Here is a 430-nt window from a genome sequence, read left to right as displayed (position 1 = left end):
TCTGCATCTAAGTCTAAATCTACGTCTGCGTCTACATCTGCATCTAAATCTACATCTGCGTCTACATCTGCATCTAAATCTAAATCTGCGTCTACATCTGCATCTAAATCTACGTCTGCGTCTACATCTGCATCTAAATCTACATCTGCATCTACATCTGCATCTACATCTACGTCTGCATCTACATCTGCATCTAAATCTAAATCTGCATCTACATCTGCATCTAAATCTACGTCTGCATCTACATCTGCATCTAAATCTAAATCTGCGTCTACATCTGCACAAAAATCTAAATTTAATTTAAATAAATTTTTTATATRAATTTAAATATTTGGTCTATTGTAGAGAAAGTAAGTTTTTTAGACATAAGTTTAGATAAATCAGTTATTTGTTTTGAATCTTCATAGTTATTTTCTTCTAAATAATCTAT

This window comes from Romboutsia sp. 13368, assembly GCF_018336475.1.
Lineage (GTDB): Bacteria > Bacillota > Clostridia > Peptostreptococcales > Peptostreptococcaceae > Romboutsia.
This window is presented reverse-complemented; position numbering follows the sequence as displayed.